At 61.0% G+C, this 22,347-nt stretch carries 23 protein-coding genes, 1 tRNA gene and 2 pseudogenes; 15 read left to right on the forward strand and 11 right to left on the reverse strand.

What is annotated here, in order from left to right; genetic code table 11:
• The first annotated feature begins 4 nt into the window (after positions 1 to 4).
• On the forward strand, positions 5 to 283 hold the full coding sequence (locus ABEA18_RS21500) for a hypothetical protein (protein WP_345452606.1): 279 nt from the start codon (positions 5 to 7) through the stop codon (positions 281 to 283).
• A gap of 160 nt (positions 284 to 443) precedes the next feature.
• Here ABEA18_RS21500 and ABEA18_RS21505 read toward each other — a convergent pair whose 3' ends face one another.
• From ABEA18_RS21505 to ABEA18_RS21515, 3 genes are all read right to left on the reverse strand, one after another.
• Complete coding sequence (locus ABEA18_RS21505) at positions 444 to 1,343, reverse strand: hypothetical protein (protein WP_345452607.1); 900 nt, start codon at positions 1,341 to 1,343, stop codon at positions 444 to 446.
• Positions 1,344 to 1,387: 44 nt separating this feature from the next.
• Entirely contained in the window at positions 1,388 to 2,050 is a 663-nt protein-coding gene (locus ABEA18_RS21510; RefSeq protein ID WP_345452609.1) for a hypothetical protein, read from the reverse strand.
• A gap of 177 nt (positions 2,051 to 2,227) precedes the next feature.
• Positions 2,228 to 3,739 carry an AbiJ-related protein gene (locus ABEA18_RS21515; protein ID WP_345452611.1) on the reverse strand — a complete coding sequence of 504 codons (1,512 nt, stop codon included), beginning with the start codon at positions 3,737 to 3,739 and terminating at the stop codon, positions 2,228 to 2,230.
• Between the two features lie 171 nt (positions 3,740 to 3,910).
• On the opposite strand from ABEA18_RS21515, the gene ABEA18_RS21520 reads away from it, so the two are divergent.
• The 7 genes and pseudogenes from ABEA18_RS21520 (at position 3,911) to ABEA18_RS21550 (ending at position 9,174) form a co-directional block, all read left to right on the forward strand.
• The gene (locus ABEA18_RS21520; protein WP_345452613.1) at positions 3,911 to 4,528 is read left to right on the forward strand and encodes a hypothetical protein; all 618 of its coding nucleotides are present in this window, start codon (positions 3,911 to 3,913) and stop codon (positions 4,526 to 4,528) included.
• Positions 4,479 to 5,150, forward strand: a pseudogene (locus tag ABEA18_RS21525) (recombinase family protein). Before ABEA18_RS21520 ends, ABEA18_RS21525 begins: the two are co-directional and overlap by 50 nt.
• Positions 5,151 to 5,703: 553 nt before the next feature.
• Entirely contained in the window at positions 5,704 to 6,108 is a 405-nt protein-coding gene (locus ABEA18_RS21530) for a helix-turn-helix domain-containing protein (protein WP_345452615.1), read from the forward strand.
• A complete protein-coding gene (locus ABEA18_RS21535) occupies positions 6,105 to 6,587 on the forward strand; it encodes a hypothetical protein (RefSeq protein ID WP_234751390.1) in 483 nt (160 codons plus the stop codon). Before ABEA18_RS21530 ends, ABEA18_RS21535 begins: the two co-directional genes overlap by 4 nt.
• Before the next feature lie 71 nt (positions 6,588 to 6,658).
• Positions 6,659 to 6,916 (forward strand): hypothetical protein, encoded by a 258-nt coding sequence (locus tag ABEA18_RS21540; RefSeq protein WP_345452617.1) that lies wholly within the window; start codon positions 6,659 to 6,661, stop codon positions 6,914 to 6,916.
• 753 nt (positions 6,917 to 7,669) lie between these two features.
• Positions 7,670 to 8,575 (forward strand): hypothetical protein, encoded by a 906-nt coding sequence (locus ABEA18_RS21545; protein ID WP_345452619.1) that lies wholly within the window; start codon positions 7,670 to 7,672, stop codon positions 8,573 to 8,575.
• A gap of 179 nt (positions 8,576 to 8,754) precedes the next feature.
• Entirely contained in the window at positions 8,755 to 9,174 is a 420-nt protein-coding gene (locus tag ABEA18_RS21550; RefSeq protein ID WP_234751387.1) for an SMI1/KNR4 family protein, read from the forward strand.
• A gap of 89 nt (positions 9,175 to 9,263) precedes the next feature.
• Here ABEA18_RS21550 and ABEA18_RS21555 read toward each other — a convergent pair whose 3' ends face one another.
• Positions 9,264 to 9,797, reverse strand: coding sequence for an ankyrin repeat domain-containing protein (locus ABEA18_RS21555; RefSeq protein WP_345452621.1), 534 nt, complete (start codon positions 9,795 to 9,797; stop codon positions 9,264 to 9,266).
• A gap of 342 nt (positions 9,798 to 10,139) precedes the next feature.
• On the opposite strand from ABEA18_RS21555, the gene ABEA18_RS21560 reads away from it, so the two are divergent.
• Together ABEA18_RS21560 and ABEA18_RS21565 are read left to right on the forward strand one after the other, a co-directional pair.
• Positions 10,140 to 10,778 carry a hypothetical protein gene (locus ABEA18_RS21560; protein WP_345452623.1) on the forward strand — a complete coding sequence of 213 codons (639 nt, stop codon included), beginning with the start codon at positions 10,140 to 10,142 and terminating at the stop codon, positions 10,776 to 10,778.
• Between the two features lie 226 nt (positions 10,779 to 11,004).
• Positions 11,005 to 11,778, forward strand: a complete 774-nt coding sequence (locus ABEA18_RS21565) for an AbiU2 domain-containing protein (protein WP_345452625.1) — start codon at positions 11,005 to 11,007, stop codon at positions 11,776 to 11,778.
• 193 nt (positions 11,779 to 11,971) lie between these two features.
• Here the strand turns inward: ABEA18_RS21565 and ABEA18_RS21570 are convergent, their stop codons facing one another.
• Positions 11,972 to 12,637, reverse strand: a complete 666-nt coding sequence (locus tag ABEA18_RS21570; protein ID WP_345452627.1) for a hypothetical protein — start codon at positions 12,635 to 12,637, stop codon at positions 11,972 to 11,974.
• A 217-nt stretch (positions 12,638 to 12,854) separates the two neighbouring features.
• Positions 12,855 to 13,058: an HAD family hydrolase gene (locus ABEA18_RS24735; protein WP_425550560.1), complete on the reverse strand. Its 204-nt coding sequence runs from the start codon at positions 13,056 to 13,058 to the stop codon at positions 12,855 to 12,857.
• Between the two features lie 547 nt (positions 13,059 to 13,605).
• Between ABEA18_RS24735 and ABEA18_RS21580 the strand changes: the two genes are divergently transcribed.
• Positions 13,606 to 13,818 (forward strand): hypothetical protein, encoded by a 213-nt coding sequence (locus tag ABEA18_RS21580; RefSeq protein WP_234751376.1) that lies wholly within the window; start codon positions 13,606 to 13,608, stop codon positions 13,816 to 13,818.
• 80 nt (positions 13,819 to 13,898) lie between these two features.
• On the opposite strand, the gene ABEA18_RS21585 is transcribed toward ABEA18_RS21580, so the two are convergent.
• The 3 genes from ABEA18_RS21585 to ABEA18_RS21595 all read right to left on the reverse strand — a co-directional run bounded on the left by ABEA18_RS21585 (position 13,899) and on the right by ABEA18_RS21595 (position 15,548).
• Positions 13,899 to 14,087 (reverse strand): hypothetical protein, encoded by a 189-nt coding sequence (locus ABEA18_RS21585; protein WP_345452631.1) that lies wholly within the window; start codon positions 14,085 to 14,087, stop codon positions 13,899 to 13,901.
• 214 nt (positions 14,088 to 14,301) lie between these two features.
• The gene (locus tag ABEA18_RS21590; RefSeq protein ID WP_345452633.1) at positions 14,302 to 15,417 is read right to left on the reverse strand and encodes an IS110 family RNA-guided transposase; all 1,116 of its coding nucleotides are present in this window, start codon (positions 15,415 to 15,417) and stop codon (positions 14,302 to 14,304) included.
• Positions 15,414 to 15,548, reverse strand: coding sequence for a hypothetical protein (locus ABEA18_RS21595; protein ID WP_345452635.1), 135 nt, complete (start codon positions 15,546 to 15,548; stop codon positions 15,414 to 15,416). Before ABEA18_RS21595 ends, ABEA18_RS21590 begins: the two co-directional genes overlap by 4 nt.
• A 429-nt stretch (positions 15,549 to 15,977) precedes the next feature.
• Between ABEA18_RS21595 and mobF the strand changes: the two are divergent.
• The 4 genes and pseudogenes from mobF to ABEA18_RS21615 all read left to right on the forward strand — a co-directional run.
• A pseudogene (gene mobF / locus ABEA18_RS21600) lies at positions 15,978 to 16,967 on the forward strand (MobF family relaxase); the annotation flags it as partial.
• 412 nt (positions 16,968 to 17,379) lie between these two features.
• Positions 17,380 to 19,545 carry an ATP-dependent DNA helicase gene (locus ABEA18_RS21605; protein ID WP_345452637.1) on the forward strand — a complete coding sequence of 722 codons (2,166 nt, stop codon included), beginning with the start codon at positions 17,380 to 17,382 and terminating at the stop codon, positions 19,543 to 19,545.
• Positions 19,546 to 19,657: 112 nt separating this feature from the next.
• Positions 19,658 to 19,870, forward strand: coding sequence for a helix-turn-helix domain-containing protein (locus ABEA18_RS21610; protein ID WP_345452639.1), 213 nt, complete (start codon positions 19,658 to 19,660; stop codon positions 19,868 to 19,870).
• A gap of 98 nt (positions 19,871 to 19,968) precedes the next feature.
• The gene (locus tag ABEA18_RS21615) at positions 19,969 to 21,108 is read left to right on the forward strand and encodes a site-specific integrase (protein ID WP_345452641.1); all 1,140 of its coding nucleotides are present in this window, start codon (positions 19,969 to 19,971) and stop codon (positions 21,106 to 21,108) included.
• A gap of 89 nt (positions 21,109 to 21,197) precedes the next feature.
• Here the strand turns inward: ABEA18_RS21615 and ABEA18_RS21620 are convergent.
• Both ABEA18_RS21620 and ABEA18_RS21625 read right to left on the reverse strand, forming a co-directional pair.
• Positions 21,198 to 21,271 (reverse strand) — tRNA-Thr (locus tag ABEA18_RS21620).
• 150 nt (positions 21,272 to 21,421) lie between these two features.
• Positions 21,422 to 22,300, reverse strand: a complete 879-nt coding sequence (locus ABEA18_RS21625) for a DsbA family protein (RefSeq protein ID WP_345452643.1) — start codon at positions 22,298 to 22,300, stop codon at positions 21,422 to 21,424.
• Positions 22,301 to 22,347: the final 47 nt, after the last annotated feature.

Consider the following 22,347-nt stretch of genomic DNA (forward strand, 5'->3'; position numbering starts at 1 on the left):
GGCTGTGACCCGCAACCTTCTAACCGACACGCTGAAATCCGCAGTTATCACGGGCTCCCCGCCGGTGCGTCCCAGGGCTGTGGCCACCCTCGAATGGGACGGGCTGCGCTGCGAGCCCCTGTTATGTTCCGTGGAGGAGGAGCTACCCGATCCGCTCGACGCTGCCGCCGCCTACGACGGCTTGCAGCTATCTTCGTTCGACGAGGTGATGGCCGGCTACGAGGCGTGCCTGGAGCAACTGCACCAGCGGAGGCGCAATTACCAAGGATCAGACAGGCCCTAGTAGCCCGGAAGACTAGGCTCCTGGACCGCCCTCCCAACCACGACGCGCGGTCGTTCCTGTTCCGACGTCCACCCCTCGTAAAGAATTGAGGTAGCAACAGCGGGATCCGCACCCTCGGCCAGGTCCGGCTGCTAGCTATACATCCCATGTCCGCTGGGCACTACCGATTCAAGTCGGCCAGGCGGTTGCTAGCTTTCAGGAGAAAGACGATTAGCGAACCCATCCGGGCGAAAAGGTAGTCCTGCGCCTCCTCAGGCACCGGGTGCTTGTCGGTCTCGTGATGACGGATCATGAACTGGTTGCCCACAGCCGTAAGAGCAATCATCTCGGCGCTGGTGACCTCACGGAACTCGGCACTGGTGATATTGTCCAGCAGCACATTGGAGCTCTGCTTCTTGTTACCGGAGACGTCTACTGTCTTCAGTCGTTCAAAGCCGTCCCAGAGCTTTTCTAGGGCCAGCGCCCTGTCGTCTTCCTTCCGGGAGAGATAGAGACCCTTGGCCTGCACCAGGAGCCCGTCCAGCGTCGAATCACCGCTTGCCGGCGCCATCTGTCCGATAACCTGCTGCACCTCAGGGCTTCCGATACGGACAATCCGCCCTCCAGCGTCCAACTCGTACATTGTTCCTCCACGCTGAAGGATCTGATTGACCTCGTCGCGAAACTCCTTTCGGCCTGGAGCTTCCGCAAAGTCCAGTTCGAAGTGCTTCATGTATTCGTGCCACCGGCCTGGAATAGGCCTCGCAACCCGGGTCGCGGCGTATTCCGTCAAGTCCAACAGGACTCCGTCAGACTGTGTCTCCTGGAACCCAAAAGGCGACGACGCTACTTTGAACTCGGGGATCACCGCTCGCACATTGCTCCACAGCGCATCCAGATCGGTACCGCTGATTGTGTTGCCGTCGACACAGTGTTCGGGAAAATGCTGAGCGAGCCAATGCGCCCGCGCTTTTGACCTAAACAAGCTGTAAAGGCCCTCGGCGGTCGCCTTAGGAAGCGTGTCGTGCGTCCGAGGAACCGGGCCGTTCATACGGTCCGTGTAGAAATCAGAGGGTGTCATCCGCTTATTGTCGCAGCTCCGGAAAAGTTCCCATGACCGGTGTCTCATTTCCTGGCGGCTTCCATTTCGCTCAGTATCGATTCGCGGGTATCGGTGCCTGAATGGCGCCATTCATCGACGTAGTTCAAGAGCCTCCCCCACGAGTCCACTTCCCTTTCTGCCCGGTGCTCTCTTTCGTCACGAGTTTCCGGTTCGGGCGTAGGACCTCCTGCTTGCGCAACGTCATTCGCATACGCGGCAACGGACTCTAAGAGGTCCAGAGGCTCATTCTCCTGGGCATCCAATCGTGCTGCTGCAATCAGGGCAAGCAGAGAAGAGACTGGAGGGTGTGCTGGCACGGCTACACCTGGCCCACCGCGTCCCAAATTAAGCATGTTCGCCCTGACACCAGCATCGTGGGCTCTCAGCGCTTCTATTCGTTGCGAGATCCCCACGTAGAGATCTTTGAGGGCAGCGTCGAACCTTAGCTGTTGCTCGAAATTCACCCGATCTGACTCAGCGTTTACCCGAGCGGCCTCGGAGCTCTTAGCAATGTTTCGCGCCTGCGAGGCGATGACAACAGACACTATCGCAACTGAGAGAGACGCCAGGGCGGCGAACAAAGGGATGACGATCCCTGTCCAAGTGAGGAACGAGTCGTCGTCGGAGAGCTTCATTGGGAATCCGACAAAATTGTATACGGCGCCAAGAAAAATAACGGGGTACATCTAGCAAGACTATCCAGCACCCGCAACGGCCGCGCGAGTAAATCGCGCACCGGAAACATCCCAACTACAACCGTCCCACTTTCTTAGAACCGGAACACCCGGTAGGAGCGTTGGAGAGTCTGGAGCACCGTGTTGAACTCCATGCGCCCGGCCGACGGGATTCCTTGTATCTGAGGATCAAACTTCCGTAAGGCCCATCACCTCATTGATGATCTCGTTCAAAATCTTGTATCGAGCTTCCAAGTTCAGGTCGGTGCAACGTCGAACGACACGGCCGAGGTTTTCTCCCCGAACGTGGGGCGCCTTGCGTCCTGTGAAGATAAAAGAAAGGACATGCCCGACAGCGTAGATTTCGTTAGCTAGTGAATAATCCTTAAAGCTGTCCAGTGTGGGATCAAGGATTGTCCCTTTCATTTCAGTGCCTGTCCGGGTCAACAGCGACTTTTGGGTCTTGTGTAGCCCAAAATCAGACAGTTTCACTTGAACAACGCCCGCGTCGTACGTCTTGACCATAACGTTCGTAAAGCTCAAATCTCGATGCAGGACTTCTTTGACGGCAAGGTAACTGATTCCATAAAGGAACTGCAGGGCGATGCGTTTACGTTTCGCAAAGCCAAAGTTGTCCTTGTTATTGTTTTCCTCGATGTACTTGCCCAGTGTGTAGTCGCAGTACTCCATGGCGTAGCTGTTGTCAGACTCGTTGTATCGGTACACAGTCAGCACGTACGGCGAACTGAGGCTGGCGAGGACGTCGAACTCAGCCCTAAACCTGGCCAGCTCTGTTGCGTTCAGTGTCCGGCGAGCCCTTTTCACGGCTACATGCATGCCGTACTCATCGTCCTTGTACTTGTACACGTGCGCGTAGGATCCCTCACCAATGGACTTGAGAGCGTAGTCACGTCCAGATTTTTCTAGCCGGGCTATGGTGCTTTGAAGGTTTCGCCATGCATAGAGCGGACGGCCGCTGACAGTGGACTTCTCGTAAAGCTCGTATCCATCCGGCCTCAGTGCCTCGTTGAGACCGCCAAGAAGAGCAGCAACTTCTTCTGGGTTGGCACGGACTGCTGGATGCAGCATTTCTGCAAGGAACCTCAACAGCATGCCATCAGAGGACAACTCGAACCTAGAATCGTTGAACACCCAGTCGAAGTCCCAGTCGTCATTGTTGACGCAATGCTGCCAAACATCCAGCTCGGCATTCTCGAATCGTGGGTCTTCACTGGGCATCGCCGCGAGATCGTAGAGTCTCCTCAAAAACTCGGGTGGATCAAACCGCCCGGCCCAGTTTCGGCCTCCAGGCGTCTTCTCTAAATACTCCAAAATTCGAGTCCGAGTCACCTCGGTGATCCTGTTACCCGCTCCGACGTATTCAATCCGGCCAGCTTTACCCACCCGAAATCCCTCGCGGATCAACAATCCAGCAAGCCTTTCGCGGTCGTCAGGCGTGGCCATGGCCATAGCCCCCTCATAGACCCTGAGCACTCTTGAAACGTGCTCCCAATCTGACCATCGCACCGAAGCTTCATAATCAGACCAAAGAGACATTCGCACGCCGCTGAAGGACTGACCCGACCCGGGAGCGAATCCCTCGTCCTGCCACATCCTCTCGATGTCATGCACGACAATCCCCCGCGCCTGCTCACGAAAAGCGCTTCGCAGCCGTGCAGGAATGTATTCGATAGGGGCCATACTTGATTCTCTCAACCCACGCTGAGCTGTGCGGACGACAGCGCAGTGGGACGCCGTCCCACTTCCTTGGGACTGGGACAATCCCAGCATCGGGCTCCCCCGCACTGGCCCGCATATTCATCTTCTGCCATGCCTGCTCGTCACGGCCGGACGACTGGCAACGTGTGTGGCATGCTTCCAGCTATGGACGAGCAGGACGAAGCGCCCCACGCCGTGGACGACTCGCAGGTCTGGGAGACACTTCGCGCAGCCCACGGCGCCTATATGGCGGCTACATCGCCGGCATACGACCAAGTGCTCAAGGAAGTCGCTGACCGAATTCAGGCGAGCGGCAGCATCGGTAAGGCCGATATCGGGGCCCTGCTGTTCTGGAAGCGCCTCCGTGCAAATACTCCCTGGGTCAGCGATCTGATGACATGGCAAGAACCGAAAGTGCGGGCGGTGACGGAGAACGCGGTGCGTGCCGTTACCGACGTCTCGCTCTCCGTACCTCAAGCGGCTACGGCTGGTCGGGGGGAGCTGAAGCCGTTGCCTGGCTTCAGAACAGGGGACGCACTAGCGTCAGCTCTCCTGCTGGCAGCAGCACCCGAGCGCATGGCTGTGTACGACCGGCGCGCCCGAGCTGGATTGAACATTTTGCATCGTCCGCTCTTGCGCGGCAGGTACGGGCGCTACATGGAGTTGGTAGAAGAACTGCGGTCGATCGCGAAGCAGCATGGGAACGCCTGGACTGCGAGAGATGTCGACGTTGCGCTCTACTGGCTCGGCGGCCCTAAGTCGCAGTCCTGAATCAACCAAAGGCGTCTCCCTGATCGGATTCGCGCGGATCTCCACCGTAGAGCAAAACCCTAACCACCAATCAGATGCACTGATCTATGCCGGCGTCGACCCTGAAAACATCTACATCGATCACGCCAGCGGCGCCAAAGCCAGCAGGCCCGAGCTTGATAAAGCGCTCGCGTCGGCCAACCGACCCGGCGACCAGCTCGTCTTCACCCGCCTCGACCGGCTCGGACGCTAGGTACTGCACCTTGTTACTCTCGGGGCGGGCCTCCGGGAACGAGGCGTGGGCTTGCGTGTCCTGGAGCAAGGCATCGACACCGCCACCGCGGAAGGACGGGCGATGTTCGGGATGCTCGCCGTCCTGGCTGAACTCCAGCGCGAGCTCATTATCGGCAATACCCGCGACGGACTCGCGGCCGCCCGCGCCCCGGGAAAAAGCGAAGGCAGACGTCCGAAACTGACGCCCGACCAAGCCAATCACGCCGAACAGCTCTACGACGCCGGGAGCCACACCGTCCAACGCATTGCCGACCTGCTTCAAGTCCCGCGCTCAACGATCTACGGACACCTCAACAAAGCCAGCATCGGCCGCCAGCTTGTGCCATCAAAGCCCAAGGGCACAGCATAATTTGCCGCCCTTCTCACGCCACCTGCGCCCGGCGAGGAACTATGATTGGGCCCTATGCCTCGGCCAACTGCAGTCATGGGGCCTTATATGGGGAAGAGCCTAAGAAGCGTGATCAGAACGATATGTCGAAGCTTTGGTGCGTGTGATACCTTGAAAGCGGTTGTTCAGTTATGACTGAACACGAACACTGTAAGCGACTGTTGCCAGATTGCGACACCGTCCTGGCGATGGTTCGTAGGTCGGGGGCATGCGATGCAGAGGAATTCCTGGGCAGTTTGGACCGGCGGTTTCAAGCGAAGTACCTTCGGTACTTCGAGCGTCTACGCGACCATCACAACATCAAAAGCCCAGAAAATCTTCGACACCTTGCCAAACGCGACGAGCTCGATATCTTCGAGCTTAAAGCGGACAAGTACAGGCTGTATCTGATCCGGTACCACGTAACTTGGTACGCGACTCATGGGCGGCCCAAGCCGGCCGATAGCAGAGTGAATAGGGAAATCCAGAAGGCTGTCAACATCTTCTGGGAGTGGAATTGAAGGGGAGGGGCAATATGGAGACCTCAAACGTCTTCCCTGTCGGGGACGCCACGTTTCAGGCGGTTTACGCCGAGGAAGCCGCGATGGTGGATGCTAGTGAGCTGATTGCCCTCGCGATGGAAAAGGCACAGGTCGGTCGCTCTGATCTAGCAAGATTACTGAGAGTTCCCCGCAGTGAAATCACGGCCAGACTCTCGGGAGACCGCAACATCACAGTTCGAAATCTAGCCAAGACACTGCATGTTCTGGGCGCGCGCCTGGTGCTCGACATCGAAGTCGAGGAGCCAGTTACTACTCCTTCCCGCGGACAATTGATTCGAGACGCCTATATCAACAGCGGCGGACCTCGAACCCGGCACGTCCACGAAACTCACCAGAATGTGGACCGTATCAAGGACTTGGTGCGGCCGAGACCATGACTGAATTCAATAGGGCCTTCATTCTCGTGGACCCCAAAGTCCTCAGCGTGGAGGCACATTCCGACCATGAAGCAGAGGACCACTTGCAGTGGACGGCCGCCTACTCCAAGGAAGAAGTCGTTGAAGCCGGTCGCGTGGTTATCGGCACATTACATGGCGCAAACAAGGAAGCCGGTTTCACCGTTACTATCGGTTCTCTCTTCTTGGATACCGGGGCTGCTGAAACTGATAGGGACTATGCCTTGGCAGTCGAGGGCTCTGAGGCCCTAGAAACCCTTTACGATTTTTGCCGCCAGCAAGCGGGCATCATCATTGGCATGCTCGGGTTGAACGAAAAGTTTGACATCCCGTGGAAGGCTCCAGAGATTGAGGTCACCATCCTCGAGGAACGAACTAGCAGCGATGACGACACTACTCAGGGTGAGCATCGCTCATTAGAGGCAACTGCCACTCCCCATGTCGAGGAGGACGTGGTCTAGTCTCTGACTTCAGGTGACCCGGCCAAATCTGAGTTTGGTCGGGTCCGTGTCTGACGCCCTATTCTTGGCGAATGAGCCCATTTCCCCTGCTGCCCGATTCGCACGGTTTTCCTGACCTGCTCTCAAGCAAAAGCTGGCCGGAGGGAATTGTTTGGCACTATACGAATGCCGCAGGCTTGGCCGGGATCATCCGGGAGAAAGTCCTCTGGGCCAGCTCGACGGCGTTCATGAACGACCAACATGAACTGCGCACAGCTGCGGAGTTGCTCCAAAGCCTCATAAATAAGCACCAGCATTACCTGGCCCCTGATACGTCGCCGTGCATTTGATCGTGCGGGTCCTACGTACGTAGTCGTGACCAGCAATTGTGCGGGGTGGCGAGCGGGCCATCGCAGCACGGTGATCGACCGGCTTACGGGCAGCCTCAGGAAAGGCAAGAAGGGGAAGGCCATGCGCGAAATAGTGTGCATTTGTGTCCCGCGCGTCGCAACTTCGTTGAGCTGCAGGAAGATTGACGCATGCGATAGTTGCGGCATGAAGCCGGGGAACGGATTGTCTGCCGGGCGTGTTCCTGTACCCCCGACGAGGGGCGCATGTCTGTGACGCACCCACTTCTACCGCAGGGTCTGCCTCATGAGACGAAGTGCTACGTGTGCATTGGTGTCTTCGACGGAATTAGGCCCGTGCTCTATGTCGCCCGGCCAGACGGGGATTGGTGCGCGCTCTGCGGAGATGAGCATCCAGATGATGCGGGCGTGTACCGAGTCGTTGGCATCGGCCATGTAATCGATAGGGACCCGTCAGTCTCTGAGGTCCTCGACCTAGGCCCGAACGAAGAAGCGGAGCGATCCGCATTGGGAGAACAGTGGGCTCGGTCAAGCTTCTAGGGCCGGTCAAACGCACCGCCGATTAGGATCGTCCTCGAAGCGAACTGTGTCGCGTTCGCTTCGAGGGATGCTCAAATGAAACTGGCCGGCGCTCTGCGCTGGACAGGCTGTCTGTGAAATTCGTCGGGCTCTGAGCTCTGGGTCTGTATCAGCTGAGGTCGGTGATGGTTGTGTGGTCGTGTTTATGCTGTCTTCATGGGTAGCTGGGGTACTGCGATTTTTTCCGATGACGTGGCCGCTGATGTGCGTGCGGACTGGCGGGAGGGGATCCTCGGCAGAGTCCCTCCCGAGGAACTGACGGCAAAGCTCATCAATTCTTATGCGGCGCAGGCGGACGACCCGGACGACGGTGTGGTGTTTTGGCTTGCCTTGGCCGCGGCCCAGCATGAGACCGGTCGACTCCGTCCCGACGTGCGGGACACGGCACTGGACATCCTTGACCGCGGGGGCGACGTTGCCCGCTGGGAAGAGGAGGATCCTGGCCTGGCGAAACAGCGGCAGCAAGTGCTGGAGAGGCTACGGAGGAAGCTGGCCGGACCGCAGCCGGCACCGAAGCGTTTGAAGCGTTCCGTGCCGCACGGTGTGGCGTTTGACGTCGGTGATGCTGTCCTGCTGCGGTCTCCGGGCGGTAAGCGCGCGATCGTGGTGGTGGTAGGGCATAAACCCGGCTGGCCAAAAGGCACCGAAAACCCGGTAGTAGAACTGCTGCTATGGGAGGACGCAGGAGAGCTGCCGACGCGAGAGTTCATGGCCACCGCACCGCCCCTGTTTACCGACAGTGAAGTCCCCAATCCTTTCAGGCAGGGACCGGCCAGGATACGGCCGGAACTGTTTAGTGTCCTCACAGCGCAGAAAGCCTCAGCGTTCAGCGTGAACATCGGTGAGGTGATCGCCAAGGGCATTCCCCGGCCTCCGGCGGGCGAATACCGCGACGGGTCCGTGATGAGTGGCGACGTCATCGTGTCCGGGGTTCACTGGAGCTGGTTCGGCGTATTCATGGACCAACCCCGTTACGAGGCGATGCGTGAACTGACGCGTGCCCGCACGGGCCCGCGGAGGAAACGGTGGACGGACCTCTTCAAAAAAGGTGGCCTCTCATAACCAGTGAGGCGTGCAGCATTCCGCAACGAGAATGGCCCACCGGGCCCCGCCTGCAAAGAGCCGGCTCAACGTTCGGCTATCGGGCACCGAGGGTGCGGTGATCGATCCTTCAACGGACGGACGGTGACGTCTACTGCCGTGAGGGAGCGGCCCGGAACCCGGTGCGGCATGATGGTGGCATGCTCGTGGAACAGATTCGGCACTGGGGTAAGGCAGCTTTCGGTGCCCCTGCAGCGGCGGACGCTGTTCTAGCGTGCGAAGCCCAACTAGGGTACAAGCTCCCTGACCAACTTCGGCAACTCCTGGCAGAGACGAATGGCATCGAGGGTGAGTACGGTCTGGGCCTGCTTTGGCCCACGCACCGAATTGCTGAGGACAACGCCTATTTCCGGAATAATTCAGACTTCCGGCGGCTCTATATGCCCTTCGCGGGACTCGTCTTCTTTGCTGACGCTGGCAACGGTGACCAGTTCGCCGTCTCTCTCACCGGAAATCACGAGATCTACGTCTGGAACCACGTGGATGACAGCCGTGTATGGGTCGCACCGACCGTCATGCGCTACCTCGAGGATTGGATGACCGGGACACTCAAGGTCTGAGAAGCACGATCTATCGCGACGCAACGCCGGGTCCCCGGCAACGTCACGAACCGTAGATAAGCGTCTCGCGAACGTCTAACGGGCGCAGACTAGGCGGACTCAAGCAGAAGATTCACGGCAGCGAGTTCCTCAGATGTGAAGACATCCTTGTTCTCGGACAGCAGGTCCGCGGGTGTGCGACCTGTGTGGTCTTGGGCGCTGCGATTCGCGCCACCCTGACTGAGGGCTTCGATTGCTGAGACATTCCCGCGGACGATCGCTTCGTGTAGCGGTGTGGCCCCTCCGTCACCGGCGGCGTCTACATCCGAACCGGCCGCGAGGAGAACCTCGACCGCCATGCGACCAGCTCCGACAGCGTAGTGCGAGGCAGTGCGTCCGGTGTTGTCGCGCCTAGCTACATCAGCACCGGCCGAGAGGAGAAGCCGCGTCAGAACGAGCCTGGAAGCGTCATAGAAGGGCTCAAGCTCGTCGACCGACTCCATCAACGGCGTCACATCGGCAGCTGTGTCAGAACCGTAATTGTCAACAGAAGCACCGGCGTCCAGCAGTTCGCGGACAAGGGCGACGTTGTCGCTCCACACGGCGAACCCCAAGGTGCGTGGGGTGCTCGGCTTCGAGGGCATGGTCTAAGCATCCACCAAGATTCGCTGCTCGTTCGGAGGTGCGCCCCAATCCCTGCAGACAGATTTTGTTCAGAGCGTCCGGTAAAGGATCCCTCAACGGACACAGGACGCCCCTGAGGCCGCAAGCAAGCCTCCTCCGCGAGCCCGACGGCATGCTGTGTTGCGTACGCAGCCTGCGGCTAAATCCCAACGTTGTAATTTGGTCTGCCGGCTGTCACATTTAAAGGTGGAGGCCGGGCGCGTCAACGCCCGGCCTCCGAGGGGCCTAGGGCCCGAACTATTCCAGTCCGAAACTCTAGGTCCCTCGTTCCGAGCAGTCAATTACTAAGAGCAAGGATACGTATGGACATCCCAGTGGATAACAAGCGAGTCAGGACCCTGTTTGCGGGACAAGGGATCGCGGAGTTCCTGACATCGAAGATGAACGACTACGCCGAGGATCTGGCGCGATGGAACCCCGGCGGTCTTCTGGCAACATCGCCCGATAAAGTAGCCGCTGAACTCCTCAAACGCCATGGAGTCATGGGCCTCAGAATCCATGAGCCAGACGGCACGCCGGACTCCGTCGACAGGACCGTGAACCTCGGCCGGGAGTACTCATTCCATGACGTGCGCAGGTCTGTAAAGGTGTACCGGCTCGCTGTCCCTTTTACCGGGGATGCTGGACTGTTTTCGATCCGTCCGACGACATACACTCTTAACCCGCCAGCCGGCCACGTAGACAGTTCCGGGCGCAGGCTCACGGTTGAATTCGTCAACCCGGCGGGAGAGGCCCCCGACCCAGAGAAGATCGGCAAGAGCTTCGCTGAGGTGCTGCGTAGCGTCAATTGGCACCTCGACCAACACCGCGATGCAGTGGAAGGTCACAACACGCGGATCGCGGACCTTGGGCCGATACAGCAGCGCATCGCCGCAATCAAGGCAGAGCGGGACATCCTGAGCAAGATTCCGCTCCCCAAGGTGAGCGGTTCGGAGGGCTGAGGGCTGCGCATTGGTGGTAGAAGGGAGCCGCTCCGGTCGCTGGAGCGGCCTCTTTACGTCTTGGGTTTTGAGCGCTTCGGGAGCGTGTGAACTTGAGTGCGGCGTCCGCTGGCCCGCCGTACCTGCGCCAATCCGGGCTCGGGAGCTATGCGGACATACTCGGACGCACGGTTGGAACTAATGACGGGGCCTCGCTGGTCTAACGAATTGATGGGGGTACGGCCGTATGGGCAACCAGCAAGCAGAATCTTGGAAGCCCCGGATTGAGCTTTCAGCTTTGGCCAAGGAGTACGGCCGCGCCGACCTGGCTTCTAGGACCCGCATCGAGACGGCCCCACCACGAAAGTGGAGTGAGCTGATCAGCAGAATCGACGATGAGGTCGCAAACCTCCTTAGGCACAGAGCAACTTGGCACACCTTCCTTGAGGCCGCTAAGAGAAGTCCAGTCGCGCACGCACAGCCGTATTTCGCGCAATGGGTGGGTGAACTCTACGCCTCAACGGCGGCGCTGGGGATTCGGAAGATGGTGGATGCAGATTCGAGGACAGGATCCTTCACTCAACTGTTGACACGGCTGGCGGAGCAGCCGCACCGAGTCACACGAGAATGGTACATAGGCGGAACGCAGGTTGCCATCGCACTTCACTTGGATCAGACCTTCACCCGAATCGCTGATCCTCACTATCAAGGGCATCTGGAGGGAGCGATTCCCTCCGCGGATCTGGCGGCATTGCGTGAAGCATCAAAGAAGGTTGAGAAGTATGTCAATGAGCATGTCGCGCACGCTCAACTGAGGCCGACTGCTGACCTTCCCTCATACGGCGACGTCGACGCTGCCCTTGACCTTCATTTCGATCTGCTGAAAAAGTACCTTCTTCTTCTGACCTCGAGTGATCGAATCGAAGGGCCTCCGATCTTTCAGTTTCCATGGACCCGGGTGTTTTACGAACCTTGGCTTACGGCAGAACCTCAACGAGACCTGGGCGGTCCTGACATATAGGCTCCAGAGCATCGCCCACTTCGTGTCAACGAGTCTTTCGAGGGCACGTCGGGCTCATTGAATTCATGACCAAACGAAACTCCTTGGCAAGTGTCCGGTAGAAGATCCCTTACCGGGCGCCGCTCCGTAGGGCGCAGCGGGCGGTAGTTGTCGAAATCCAGCGATGAAGAGCGACTGGTTGTCGAAACGGAGGCTACGGCCGGCCGCTGTTGTCGTCATTGGCTGCGTCCGGGTCTCCCGGCTCCGTTGTCCTGGCGAGGAACCTGCCAGCACGCAGGAAGTCGCGAACAACGAACATCGTCCCAATCACCAAGACAACCACGCCAGCCCCCATGAACCATGCGATGAACCCGGCTCCTCGTATGACTTGGGGAATGAATACAAGCGGGAACATGGACATCCAGATCAGCTGTGTGGCGACATTCTTTCGCAGTTGCACAGCGGCGGCCCGCGAGACGACAAGATGCTCCGGATCAACGGGGGTCTTCCCGAGAACCTGGCGCCGGATGTCTTTCCGCTCTTCGTCCTCCAGGGAGAGCAGCACGGCTATCCTGCCGGGTTCCACTACGGGCCGGATCTTCTTCGCGTTGTAAATGAGTCCACCGATGGCGGCACCCAGCCACGCGAGGAAGAAACCTAACAGCAAAAATGACGGCCAGTCCGCCGGGACGCCTCCGAAGACCAGCATCCCGCCCACTGTCCCCACCGCGACAAGGATAATTACCCCGGCCGGGAAATAGAGCGTGTAGTACGTCTTCAGGGCACCGCCGAGACCCAGGTCTGCAATTCCCTGTGCTCTTCTTGTGGCGGTGTCCCAACGGTCCTCGGACTTGGGTATGAGATCGTCGATTCCGGTCATCGTCCGCTTCCCTAGGCACGAGTCGAGATACAAGGGCCCCCGGCTGTCCTCCGCCGATGCCACTGAGCCTGATGCTCAAATCTTGAACTATCTCCGCCCATGAGCCAACAGCATGGGAGTTGACGAAAAACTTAGGGAACGGCCAAAAAGCTAAACATTTCCCGTACCACCGCCCACACGGACTGTCCGTTCAAGGATCCCAAGTAGGGATGCAGAGTCACAAGGCCTTCGCTATGGGGAGAAGTTCGCGCAGGCTTCGAATCGTAAGGTCTGGGACAGCTTTCGGGCTCGGGGCGCCTTCCCTGCTGAGCCAGACCCCGGTCCAACCTGCGGCTTGGGCTCCTGCAATGTCATTGGCCAGTGAGTCGCCGACCATGATCCGCGGTTCCCCGGGCAACAGGTCCGAAGCGATGTCGAAGATCCGGCAATCTGGTTTTTCGACGCCGTGCTCCTGTGAAAGGACGGCGGCCTGGAGTAATCCTTCAGGCCGAGGCGTTTCGGGTAGGAGTTACCGTTGGACAAGCGGCCGACATGGTGGTTTCGTCGCAGCTCTGCCAGCACTGGCAGGACGTCGTTGTAGAACATCACATCCGCAAAGCGACGCTGCAGGTAAAACTCGTTGAGATAGGCCGCTAGCTCGTCGTCCCGCAATCGCAGGCGGGCGAGGCTCTGCCTGAAGGCCTCGAACCGCACGCGCTCGAGGTTGGTCACGCGGCTCCGCAACCGTTCCGCGACGACCTCCCTGTCGGTGACGAACGCCTCGACACTCATGTCTCCTCCGGTCCCGGGCCGAAGCCTGCGGAGCTCGCCGATCGTCGCTGCCAGTGCCCGCCGCATCATCGCCTGGAAATCCCACAGCCCCTGGTCACCATCAAAGAAGAAGACTGCCACACGGGCCATCAAAACAGGCGCGTGCCTCCGGCGCGATCCGTGTCGCGGAAGTCCCTACCGGGTCAATAGGATGAGCCATGAGCAAGAAGGTGAATCGCGCCATTTGGGGGGTGGTGGGGTTTCTGCTGATGTGCTGGGTGATCTACCAGCTATTGGGATGGATCGGCGTTCTGTTCCTTGTCGCGGCCGGAGCCCTCGGCGCTGCCTCATCAATCTTCGTCAATCGGAAGGCGAAGCGAGACGAGCAAATCGCACAGTTCAGGAATCGACTGCCCGACAATGGCTCTTAGCTGAAAAATCGAGGTACCGACGACCGTTAACGGCGTGGACGCAGCTCGCTGTGATCGCGCCAGGCCTGGGTGCCGTCGTCCTACTCGACGGCCCGTTCATCGGTGCCCGGTCGCTCCACGACGACGGCCTGCTCCCAGCCAGAGCCGTCCCGGCGCGCGACCTCGACACTCATGCCGTCGGGGAAAGGACCGTGACTGGCGAGGTAATCGGTCACAATGTCCCGCAGAGTTGCCTGCGAAAGGCGCCGCGCATCTGGCGCGGCGAGCATCCTGCTCTCTAGGCCGTCGTGCTCCGCCCAGCGTCATACACTTCTACGGCCTTACCCGCACCAATGTAATGAGACGTCGCCAAGCGGCACCACAATTCTCACTCCTCGGCCCGCGGAAGATACTTCCGCATCACGTACAAACCCGTGAATAGCCCGAGCAGGGCGTGGGTGACCGACCGGAGGTGCCGCTCCGGGCAATAGGTGGGTCTGGGAATCAGGCGGCTGGGTCGATGACGACGGTGTGTCCGAGCCGTTCGAGCTGGGCGACCAGACGTCGGGTATGTGCCTCGTCGTGCCGGTGTTGCAGCCAGTCGGGTCCGAGGTCGCGGTAGGGCTCGTTGCGTTCGAGCATGTAGTAGGCGCTGTCCAGGATTGAATGGGCGGCCGCGACCTGTGCCCGTTTGGCGCCGCGGCGGGAAGCGATCCGGGCCTGCTGCGCCGAGAGGTAGGTGTTTTTACGGCGGGCCGCCGACGCGGCCGCCTCGACCAGTGCCGAGGTGAGCCACTTGTTTCCGTGCCTCGCACCGGCCAGGGTCCTGCGCCCTGCCGACTCGTGTATCGCCGGCGCGACTCCGGCCCAGGCCGCCAAGTGCGCCGCCGACGGGAACCGGGACATCTCGCCGCCGGTTTCGGCGACAATGGCCTGCGCGACTTTCAGCCCCACTCCCGGGATCGTCTGCAGCAACTGAATCTGGTGGGCCCACGGCCGCGAAGCGGTGTCGATGGTCTCATCCAGTGCCGTCAAGGCGGCGTCAACCCGGTCCAGGCGACCCAGCATCGCAGCCGCCAGCCGGGCGTGATCGGCATCGAAATGGCCGGTCAGCGCCTCGATCAGGTCAGGGATCTTGGAGCGCATCTTTCCCTTCGCCAGCTGCGCCAGGACCTCCGGGTCAGCCTCCCCCGCGATCAACGCTGCGAGCATGGCACGCGCGGAGACCGTGGTCACGGACGAGGCCACCGAGGAGATCTTGATGCTGGCATCTTCGAGCATCTTCTCCAACCGGCCGGCGTCCCTGGTCCGGTCCCCCATCAACTGCACCCGGTACCGGGTCAGCAGGCGCAGCCGGCGGATCGGCGGAGGCGGAGGCGGAACAAACGAGGGCCGGAGCAGACCGTGCTCGAGCAATTGCGCAATCCACTCAGCGTCTTTGACGTCGGTTTTGCGGCCCGGGACGGCCTTCATGTGGGCGGCGTTGAGCAGCCAGCACTCCATCTGCTCTTCCAAGGCATAAAACACCGGCTTCCAGTAGGTGCTGGTCGACTCCATCGCCGCCAGCGTCACGCCCTGCCCGACCAGCCAGTCCCTCATCAGCTCAAGCGAGCGCGTCATGGTCCGGAACGTGCGCGTCTCGCCGTGACGACCACCGCCCGGCCCGGGGCGTGCGCACGCACACGGTCACCGACTTTCTTGCCGATGTCCAGTCCGGCAACGCGCTCGAACATCACGTCCATCAGAATCACCCATCCTTTGAAGCGAGAATCAATATCAGCGCCGCTTGGAGGATCCGCTGATCAGGACACAGACCCACGTGCTTCACCGCAACAATCCGGCTCACCCTCGAACCCCGCGTCATACACCTCTACGGGCTCACCCCGCACCAGTGTGCGTCGACGTCGCCAAGCGGCACCACAGTTCTCATCCCCCTGCACGCGGAAGGAACTTCCCCATTTGTTTACACCTCTGGCATCCAAGGCACCGCCGTGAGGGCTGACTCACGGGGAGTCATGTAGCAGACGGGCTCGGCGTTGATGAACCGACGTGAATGGGAAGACTTGCGGTGAATGTGGTCAAGACTTCGAACTGTCTCGCACCTCGAAGCAATTCTGCTTTACAGGCTGCGGCAACGGGCAACGGCACCGCCGACCGCGGATACGGAGACGGCCATGACCATGTCCATCGCCAGGCTCTCCGCGCAGTCAGGTCTGAGGTACCTGTTCAAGACTACGATGATGGACGACGTCTCGCCCGCTCCCCGGGACGCCACAAGCTACTACATGAAGGCCGGGACCCCGCAGGGGCGCTGGCTCGGTGGCGGGCTGGGCGGCGTCAGCCGGGCCCGCGGCGATCCGGTCACCGAAACCGATGCCAACGCCATCTTCGACGAAACGGTCCATCCGGACACCGGCGCTCCCCTGGGCCGCCCGCACGGCCAACCCACACTCGTCCAAAACCGCCAAGGACAAGCCGGCACGCGCCGCGCTGTCGCCGGTTTCGACCTGACCTTCAGCGTCCCCAAATCAGTCTCCGTGCTCTGGGCGCTGAGCCCGCGGACCCTCCAAGACCAGATCCTCCAAACCCACCACGACGCCGTCAACGCCGCACTCGGGTGGCTCGAGGAGCTGGTCATCCACACCCGTGCGGGTCGCAACGGCGTAGCACACGTCGGCACCCGCGGCGCGATCGCGGCAGCGTTTGACCACTGGGAGTCTCGTGCCGGGGACCCGCAGCTGCACACGCACCTGGTCATCGCCAACCGTGTCCAGCGGGTCACCGACGGTGCCTGGGTCGCACTGGACTCCAGGACCCTCTACAAGGCCGCGGTCGCTGCCAGCGAGCACTACAACGGGCTGCTCTTCGATGCCCTCCACCGGGACCTCGGGACCGACACCGGCATCCGGGAGCCCGCAACCACCGCGCACAACCCGAGTGCGCAGCTGACCGGCGTCGATGACAGCCTGATCCGCGAATTTTCCAACCGCTCGCGCCTCATCGAGGTAGAAACCGACCGCCTCGTGGCCGAATGGACCAAAGACCACGGCACTCCCCCATCTGCGACAACCACCATCAAGCTCCGCCAGCAGGCAACCCTCTCCACCCGAACCCCCAAACCCGACACCATCACCCCTCTCCACGAACTCTCCGCAAGATGGCAGGCACGCGCGGCAGCCAAGGGTTTCGAGCCCCGGCTCGTTCTGGCCAACACCATCCGGAGGTCACGGACCAATCCGTTCCGCTCGTCCGACTTCACCGCCGACTGGATCGACGCCGTCGCAACACTGACCCGGGAGCGTGTGGCGGCCAAACGCGCCACCTGGAACCGGTGGAACCTCCTCGCCGAGGCCGAACGGGTCTGCGCCGCGATCCGCTGCCATACACCCGCGGACCGCAACGCCCTGATCGACGCCCTCGCCACCGCCGCCGAGGCCCAATCGGTTCACCTCAACGAGTACCGGTACAGCGTCCCCGCGGACGCGCAGTCCGGATCTGCGTCTCGGCAGGCGGAGCGTCTTCGACTTCCACGGGTCCCGCCTCTACACCGATGCCACGACCCTCGCTTGCGAGGAGGCCGTCATGGCGGCAAGGAACGACGACGGCGGCCCGGCCGTCCGCGCGACCGTCGCCATGGAGGCACTCACCGGCTACCAGCACCACGGCAAATTCGGGCTGCACGACGACCAGAGGGCCGCCGCTGCAGAGATCCTGCTAAGCGTAAACCGGCTCGACGCCGTCGTCGGACCCGCCGGAACCGGCAAGACCACCACCCTCGGCGCAATCAAGGCAGCCTGGGAAGCAGAGTTCGGTCCCGGCAGCGTCGTCGGATTGGCGCCCGCGGCGGCGAGCGCCGAGGTCCTCGGACGGGAACTGTCAATGGTCGCGGAGAATGTCTCCAAGTGGCTGTACGAGTCCGCCCGTGGGGGGGCCAGTCGCCGGGCTGAGCGGTTCTTCGATGCAGAGCGGCGGCTCACCAATCCTGTGGCAAAGTCAAGCCCGCAGACCGCTCTGCTCGCACAGAAAGCCGCTTGGCTCTCCGCCGAGCAGGACCGGTGGCGGTTCCATTCGAACCAGTTGGTGGTCGTCGACGAGGCCTCGATGGTGTCGACCCTTCAGCTCGCCGCGCTTGTGGAACAGGCCCGGGACGCCGGAGCAAAGATCCTATTGGTGGGCGATCCCGGGCAGCTGGATGCCATCGACGCCGGCGGGGTCCTGGGCTGGCTGGACCGGCAGGGCAAGACCGCGCGGCTCCGCACCATCTTGCGCTTCGAGGACGCCTGGGAACGGGATGCCTCGTTGAAGCTCCGTGCCGGGGACGTCGCAGCCATCAGCGACTACGAGCAGCATCAACGGATCCGGCACGGCGCTTATCTGGACGTGGTCGACCAGGCTTATCTGAACTGGCGAGCTGACATCCTGGCCGGAAGGTCGTCCATCCTTATTGCCGCGGACAACGACACAGTCGGCATGCTCAACGAACGGGCCCAGGCGGACCGCGTGATCCAGGGTCTTGTGGACGCCGAACAGACAGCACTCCTGAGGGACACGCTGTGTGTCGGGCGCGGTGACACGGTCATCGCTCGCCGCAACGACCGCACCGTTGCCGACAGCAACGGTGACTTCATCCGCAACGGCACTCTGCTCGACGTCGTACGTGTCGGCAAGCGCGACGGCTCCCTGGTGGCGGTCCGGAGGGACACCGGCGCCATCGTCACCCTGCACCGCGAGTATGTCGAGTCGGCCGTGGAACTGGGATACGCGACCACTGCCCACCGCTCCCAAGGAATCACGGTCGACACCGGCCACACCGTCGTCACCCAGGGACGGCTCACCCGCGAGCTTCTCTACGTCAGCATGACGCGAGGACGTGGCGGCAATTACGCGTACGTCAGCGAAAACGACCCCACCGACCACGAACCGCTGGACCCCTCCTTGCAACCGCAATCGCAGGAGATCCTCGCCGAAGTGCTCGCGGCAGAAGGCGCCGAGCGAACCGCTCACGAAGTCCGCGACGCCGAACAGTCCAACGCCGACAGCCTGGAACGGCTCAGCGCGGAATACGACTACCTCGCCCAGATCGCAGCCGCCGAAGATCTGACAAGGTTCGTCAAGGCGCGCAATTCGGAGATTGATGAGGTGTTGCAACAATCCCCCTCGTGGGGCGCGGCCGTCGCAGCCTGGCGCCGAGCGACCGCGGCCAGCCGGCCCGGGGCTCAGCGGACTGTCATGGCCGCTTTGGAAACAAGCGGCGATGCAAAGGACGTCGCAGCCGTTCTGCACGCCCGGCTCGTCAATTTCTCATCCCGCCTGCCAGCCGGCGACCGTGTCGTCATCCCCGAACCACTTCATACCAACCGGCCCGACCTCGCCGACATGATCAACCAAGTAACCCATAAGATCAGGCAGCGGGCCAAGCAAGTCGCATCGGCCGCTTTGACGCAGGACACTGAATGGAAACGAAAACTCCTCCAAACGCTCCCGCCGAACGTGACCGCGACAGATACCGCCCGCCTGGTCGCCAGGGTTGCCATCTACAGGGACCGCTGGGGTATCGACGACTCACCCCTCCCTCTGGGACCTGCACCGGCAGACCACGATTGGGAACAGTCGTCGCAGTACGAACACCTCAAGCGCGTTGCCGACTGGGCTTCGTCGCAGGCCAACCGGCAACAACAACCCGGCCCATGGCTGGAAGGTTCGATTTCCCAACAGATCAGCCCCATTACTGTCGGTTGGCAGCTCTGACATCAAGATCGCTCTGCTCCTCCGCACGGTCATGCCGTCTGCACCTTTGTCCCCCATGAAGTTGGAACAGAGCCTGGCTGTGTGTCAGGTGACCAAGACCATGGAGACTGCAATGACTAAGACGCCAAATCGCAACCAGCCCGTCGAGGTTGACCAACAGTGGCTAACCCCGAAGGAGATCTGCGCTCAGCTTCAGATCCCCGAACAGACCTTCTACCAGTGGCGAGCCAAGCACGTCGGGCCACACGCATACCGCATCGGCAGGCACCTGCGAATCAGGCAAAGCGACTTCGTTGCCTGGCTGTCGCTGCACGCAGAGCCGTAACCGGCCCAAAACCTGCACGCGATAAATGAGCAGGTACCCACTGCCCCTCGGAACATGGGGTCTCATCCGCACTGACCGGGCAACAGCAAGAAGCTGGCGTGCACGGGCCAGATACCGGGACCTCGACGGGCAAACGCGAAAAATCGAAGCCCGCGGACCATCCGCCGCAGCGGCACGGCGAAATCTCCAAATCAAACTGCAAAAAAGACAGACCCAAGGCAACGCCCTCATCAGCGCAACAGACCAGATCCGACCTCTCAGAGGTCTACCTGGCAGAGCTGCAACGCTCGGACAAGGCATCGCGGACCAAAGACAAGTACGCATTCAGCGTCAAGAAGTACATTCTGCCTGGAATCGGCTCTGTCCGCGTTGGAGAGACCACGCCAGGCGTCGTGGATCACTTCATTCGAAATGTTGTCGACGCGGCCGGCCCGGCTACGGCCCGCACTTGCGGGGCCGTGTTGTCATCGATGTTCAAAATTGCGCTGCGCCACGACGCGGTGAGCATCAATCCGGTCCTAGGAATCTCTATCCCGAGAAGTCGGGCGGCAAAACCTCAAGCTCTGGATCCGGAACAGTTTCTGGATCTGAGGACCAAGCTCATTGCTTGGGAGCAGGGATCGATGCTTGGCCGCACGAGGTCCCAGGAACTCCACCAAATCGCCGACGTCCTCATCACCACAGGCCTACGCCCAGGCGAACTGTTCGCACTGTCCTGGGCTGATGTCGACCTCGAGGCAGACCCGCCGACCGTCCATGTCCACGCCACAGTCATCCGTACTTCCACCGGGGGTGTCACCATTCAAGACCACCCAAAATCCGAGCACGGATTCCGCTACGTGACCATACCGCCAAATCTCGCCGAGTCGCTTCGAAGGCGACAGCTCAGGCAAAGCAGCAACGCCACTGGGAATCACTTGGACCTGGTCTTTCCCTCATCCACAGGAACGGTGTGCGATCCGAACAATGTCGGCAAGACCTGGCGCAAAGCCGCGGACGAAATCGGATACTCGTGGGTGACGTTCAAAACGTTCCGCAAGGCCAACGCGACTCTCATCGCACGGACCATGGGCGCCGAAACGGCCGCCTACCAGGCAGGACACTCCAAGGTGTCAATGACCCGAAAGCACTACGTCGAGGAATACAAAGAAGCGATCGACACACGGGCCGTGCTCGGCGCCTTCGACGCAGCCAACGGGGGACCAGGAGCGCCCGGCAAGACCGGTCTCCAAATCTGATTCAGGTGAGTTAAAGGTGAGTCCGGCGCCAAAAAGTTCAAATGGCTCTGACCAGAATCAACATACCTGCAGGTCAGAGCCAAACTAAGAGCCCCCTGTCGGATTCGAACCGACGACCCCCGCTTTACAAGAGCGGTGCTCTGGCCAACTGAGCTAAGGAGGCGCGCTCCGGCAGACCGGAGCTGGTGCCCCGGACTAGCCGGGACTAATGCCCCGGCAAGCCGGAGCTGGTGCGCGCGAGCGCTAGATAAGGGTAGCCCAAGACCTCCCGCCCACGGAAATTCCAGCGGGCAGGAGGCCTAAGCCTCGATTACTACTTCTTTGCTGCGACAGCTGCGTTCAGGACCGTCATGAAGTCCGACTTGTTGTCCCACTGCTGGCCGTCGATGAAGACCGTGGGCGTGCCGGAGATCCCGATATTCTTGGCCTCCTGCGTGACCACCTTGATAAACGGCCGGTACGTCTTGTTGTCGATGCAGGAGTCAATGTTGGCTGATCCCGCTTGGGTGGCCAACTTCTTGAGGTCGTTGTCCGAAATGCCTGGACTTCCCTCGGCGGGCTGCTGTGCGTACAGCAGGTCCACGAGAGCCGAGTACTTGTCCGGCGACGTGTTCGCCACGCACGCTGCGGCGTTGGCGGCGCGTGAGGAGTAGTTGGTGCTGGAACTCGCGTCCAAGAAGCCGAACGGACGGTACTCCAGGGTGATCTTGCCGTCGTTGCGCAACTGGGTCAGCTGCTGGCTGTACGTGCTCTCGAAGTTCTTGCAGATGGGACAGATGAAGTCGATGTAGGCAACTACCTTGACCGGCTTGCCAGCTTCAGCCTCGGCGCCGGGAGCGGTCACCGTGGCGGGCGCGGTGGCCGGGGCAGACGGAAGCGACGCGAGGCTAACGGTGCCGGCGGCCACCTTCGTCACATCCGTGCCCTTAAGCAGCGTCACGCCGCCGTGCGCGTTGGCGTTGGCCGGCGTCGGGCCCTGATCGGCGATCGGGGCATTGTTCGCAATGTTCTGGGTGACCACGAGGGCAATGACCGCGAGGATCGCCACGACGGCGACCACAATGCCCCATCCGATGAGCAACTTGTTGCGCTTGTCCTTCTTCAGCTGAGCTTCGCGGATCTCGCGGGCCTTTTCGCGGGCCTGGGCGGTGCGCTCTGCCTTGGACAGGCGTGGTTCGTTTGCGGGGCTCATCAGTTCCTCGTGATTGATCGACGGCGTTGTTTGTAGCAATGGCAACG

Source organism: Arthrobacter gyeryongensis, from assembly GCF_039543785.1.
Lineage (GTDB): Bacteria > Actinomycetota > Actinomycetes > Actinomycetales > Micrococcaceae > Arthrobacter > Arthrobacter gyeryongensis.

Coding starts and splice junctions, on each gene's coding strand:
- ABEA18_RS21505 (WP_345452607.1), bottom strand. CDS start 1,343: ATGACACCCTCTGATTTCTACACGGACCGTATGAACGGCCCGGTTCCT.
- ABEA18_RS21510 (WP_345452609.1), bottom strand. CDS start 2,050: ATGTACCCCGTTATTTTTCTTGGCGCCGTATACAATTTTGTCGGATTC.
- ABEA18_RS21515 (WP_345452611.1), bottom strand. CDS start 3,739: ATGGCCCCTATCGAATACATTCCTGCACGGCTGCGAAGCGCTTTTCGT.
- ABEA18_RS21520 (WP_345452613.1), top strand. CDS start 3,911: ATGCTTCCAGCTATGGACGAGCAGGACGAAGCGCCCCACGCCGTGGAC.
- ABEA18_RS21530 (WP_345452615.1), top strand. CDS start 5,704: ATGGAGACCTCAAACGTCTTCCCTGTCGGGGACGCCACGTTTCAGGCG.
- ABEA18_RS21535 (WP_234751390.1), top strand. CDS start 6,105: ATGACTGAATTCAATAGGGCCTTCATTCTCGTGGACCCCAAAGTCCTC.
- ABEA18_RS21540 (WP_345452617.1), top strand. CDS start 6,659: ATGAGCCCATTTCCCCTGCTGCCCGATTCGCACGGTTTTCCTGACCTG.
- ABEA18_RS21545 (WP_345452619.1), top strand. CDS start 7,670: ATGGGTAGCTGGGGTACTGCGATTTTTTCCGATGACGTGGCCGCTGAT.
- ABEA18_RS21550 (WP_234751387.1), top strand. CDS start 8,755: ATGCTCGTGGAACAGATTCGGCACTGGGGTAAGGCAGCTTTCGGTGCC.
- ABEA18_RS21555 (WP_345452621.1), bottom strand. CDS start 9,797: ATGCCCTCGAAGCCGAGCACCCCACGCACCTTGGGGTTCGCCGTGTGG.
- ABEA18_RS21560 (WP_345452623.1), top strand. CDS start 10,140: ATGGACATCCCAGTGGATAACAAGCGAGTCAGGACCCTGTTTGCGGGA.
- ABEA18_RS21565 (WP_345452625.1), top strand. CDS start 11,005: ATGGGCAACCAGCAAGCAGAATCTTGGAAGCCCCGGATTGAGCTTTCA.
- ABEA18_RS21570 (WP_345452627.1), bottom strand. CDS start 12,637: ATGACCGGAATCGACGATCTCATACCCAAGTCCGAGGACCGTTGGGAC.
- ABEA18_RS21580 (WP_234751376.1), top strand. CDS start 13,606: ATGAGCAAGAAGGTGAATCGCGCCATTTGGGGGGTGGTGGGGTTTCTG.
- ABEA18_RS21585 (WP_345452631.1), bottom strand. CDS start 14,087: ATGCTCGCCGCGCCAGATGCGCGGCGCCTTTCGCAGGCAACTCTGCGG.
- ABEA18_RS21590 (WP_345452633.1), bottom strand. CDS start 15,417: ATGACGCGCTCGCTTGAGCTGATGAGGGACTGGCTGGTCGGGCAGGGC.
- ABEA18_RS21605 (WP_345452637.1), top strand. CDS start 17,380: ATGGCGGCAAGGAACGACGACGGCGGCCCGGCCGTCCGCGCGACCGTC.
- ABEA18_RS21610 (WP_345452639.1), top strand. CDS start 19,658: ATGACTAAGACGCCAAATCGCAACCAGCCCGTCGAGGTTGACCAACAG.
- ABEA18_RS21625 (WP_345452643.1), bottom strand. CDS start 22,300: ATGAGCCCCGCAAACGAACCACGCCTGTCCAAGGCAGAGCGCACCGCC.